We start from the raw sequence: 2,763 nt of genomic DNA on the forward strand, positions 1-2,763 counted from the left end.
AACATCTTATATTTATTTTAAATATATGTTATAATATTGCATTGATAATAAAATATTAAGAAAGCATTAACTTTGCTTAGTATTTTTTAAACCAGGAGTGATTTTATGAAAAAGAGTTGTATTCCAAATGTTTTTACATTCATTAATTTATCGTGTGGCATAATATCTATTTTATACACATTTGAAAAAAATTATTTATTTGCTTGCTTCTTTATAATAATAGCAGCACTTGTAGATAGATATGATGGAAGAATAGCTAGATGGTTAAATGTTACAAGTGAGCTTGGAAAAGAATTAGATTCTCTAGCTGATTTAGTATCCTTTGGAGTAGCACCATCTATTCTTACATTTTTAATGTATGATTTAGAAAAAGTAGGTCCAGCTGGAATAATAGGCTTTGCTGTTTTATTAGCATTTCCTATATGTGGAGCTTTCAGATTGGCTAGATATAACACATCTTCTTTTGACGGTGTTTATACTGGAATTCCTATAACTATTGCAGGAAGCTTTATAGCTGTATTTGTATTTTTTACATTAAATTATAAAATAACACCATGGATTCCAATTGTTCTTTTAATCCTTGGCGCTTATCTTATGGTTAGTACTTTTAAACTTAAAAAATTATAATAGTGAAATTAAAATCTAAAGCTATTTCAAATACATTTGAAATAGCTTTTTTAGAATAATTTATTCCTCATCTTCTCTTTCTGAATTATTAAATTGTATTTCATAATCGATCTCTGTCAATATATTATCTTTATTTGTTTTTTCATCAACATATTGTTTTTTAATCTTACAATACTTTGTATAAGATGCACTGCATTCATCAAGAGTCTTAATTATTTCATCTATTATTTCTCCTAAATCATCAGCTCTTTTTATAGCTTCTTTAACCTGACTTTTTTTGGCTTCTGATATATTATTTAGTTCATTTGCTCCTCCTACTAAAAGCCTATATGAATTCACCATAGAATTAAGTAGATTGGTTAGATTATTAATTTCATTATAATGAGATTTAATTAAACTTCTATATTGCAATTAATCACCTCTCTCTATTCTGTAAGGTAATATATGCTAAACTTATATATTATTTTTGTTTTTTTCTGCTTCCATTTCTATGGATTCACTTGAAAATTCATCATCTATTTTGTTATAAATTTCAGATGCATATTTAAATCTGTCTTCTAATTTTTGATTCTTTTGTTTACGTATAATTTCATCATTTAAAGCATCTATGCTTTCTTTTAATATCTTTCTTGTTTCTTCTAGAACTTCCTCTATTGCTCTACTTATATATTCATAATCCTCTTCTTTGCATTTTAATGAACCTAAATGTTCTTGATACATTGCTTCAAACTCTCCCATATAGTAATTTACTAAGCTCTCCTTATCAACATCACTTAAAGGTTCTTTAATTTCTGAAATTATCTTTTTATATTCATCATATATTTTTCTAAATCTATTTGCATATTCATTTGACTTCTTTAATTCTTCCTCTTTATTTTTCCCTTCACAACTCTCTTCAAGAGCAGCAATATATATCATAAATGCTTTCATGTAACTTGCTATCTTTTCCTCCATGACTTTATCTTCTATGTTTTGAATCTCCTCTTCTTGTATTTCTTCTGTTTCATTTCCATGATAAGCTTCTACAGAATCTTCTTTGTCTGCTAATCTCCATCTACAACTTTCAACTTGCTCTTCTTTTATTTCACTTTCAGTTTCATAATCCATAGTATTAGATTCAAAATTATATCTAAACTCTTCATTAAACAATACAGGGACAAAAAATTCTTTTGGTATTGATATAAACACTATACTATCCTCCTTAATCATTGCTGATCTTATAATATGGTTTATAATAAGCTCTAGGATATTTACATAGTGGACATATTATTGGAGCCTCTTCACCTTCATGTACATACCCACAATTCATACATACCCACAATGATCCTTTTGGTCCTTTGAACATTGTTCCATCTTCAATCCTGTCATATAGAACTTTAAAAGTTTCTGCATGATTTTCTTCTGTTTCTGCTAATTCCTTATAAAAATCAGCTATTTCAGTGAATCCTTCTGTTCTCGCCTCTTCTTCGTATTTCTTGTAAATATCTTCATATTCTGATCTTTCCCCTAAAATGCAATCTTCCAAATTGTTCTTTGTACATATTACCAAATTCAAGAACTTTCCATATACTTCTCTTGCATGAGCTAATTCATTATTTGCTATTTCATCGAATATTTCTCCTACCCATTGATAGCCATCAAGTCTTGCTCTTTCAGCGTATAAATTGTATCTACTTCTTGCTCTTGATTCACCTGCAAATGTCTTATATAAATTTTGTTCTGTTTTACTTCCTTTTAGTTCCATTCTTCTCTCCTAAAACTTTATACGCTTATATTTTATGCAATATATCATTTAAATGTGACCTTATGTAATATTTTGCGAAGCATTTTTCAGTTCACAAGGCACAGTGCATAGTTGTTTTTATTTTTTTAGATAACAGGGAACAGGTATCAGGTAACAAATGCTAAATGTAAACTTTAGATTTATTTTGCGAAGCAAGCTTCTTAGGTAACAGTTAACAGTTAACAGTTAACAAACTCAATTATAGTCTGCTACGCTTAACTAAATTTTAATGTCCCTCACCAATTATTTTTTACCGATAACTTAATTTATTATTAATTTAAATTCTTAATATAAGTTGGCGAAGGTAAATAGACGGTGAAATAAGCATATAGCGAGAAACTAGAAGTATTTGG

At 28.0% G+C, this 2,763-nt stretch carries 4 protein-coding genes; 1 reads left to right on the plus strand and 3 read right to left on the minus strand.

What is annotated here, in order from left to right; genetic code table 11:
- The first annotated feature begins 105 nt into the window (after positions 1 to 105).
- Positions 106 to 627 carry a CDP-diacylglycerol--serine O-phosphatidyltransferase gene (gene pssA / locus A500_RS16755; protein WP_016208756.1) on the plus strand — a complete coding sequence of 174 codons (522 nt, stop codon included), beginning with the start codon at positions 106 to 108 and terminating at the stop codon, positions 625 to 627.
- Positions 628 to 687: 60 nt separating this feature from the next.
- Here the strand turns inward: pssA and A500_RS16760 are convergent, their stop codons facing one another.
- From A500_RS16760 to A500_RS16770, 3 genes are read right to left on the minus strand one after another with little or no spacing between them, the layout of a single operon-like run.
- Complete coding sequence (locus A500_RS16760) at positions 688 to 1,038, minus strand: hypothetical protein (RefSeq protein WP_016208757.1); 351 nt, start codon at positions 1,036 to 1,038, stop codon at positions 688 to 690.
- Between the two features lie 42 nt (positions 1,039 to 1,080).
- Positions 1,081 to 1,815 (minus strand): hypothetical protein, encoded by a 735-nt coding sequence (locus A500_RS16765; protein WP_016208758.1) that lies wholly within the window; start codon positions 1,813 to 1,815, stop codon positions 1,081 to 1,083.
- Between the two features lie 13 nt (positions 1,816 to 1,828).
- Positions 1,829 to 2,371, minus strand: coding sequence for a rubrerythrin family protein (locus tag A500_RS16770; RefSeq protein ID WP_016208759.1), 543 nt, complete (start codon positions 2,369 to 2,371; stop codon positions 1,829 to 1,831).
- Between the last annotated feature and the right edge of the window lie 392 nt (positions 2,372 to 2,763).

The organism is Clostridium sartagoforme AAU1 (assembly GCF_000401215.1).
GTDB lineage: Bacteria > Bacillota > Clostridia > Clostridiales > Clostridiaceae > Clostridium > Clostridium sartagoforme.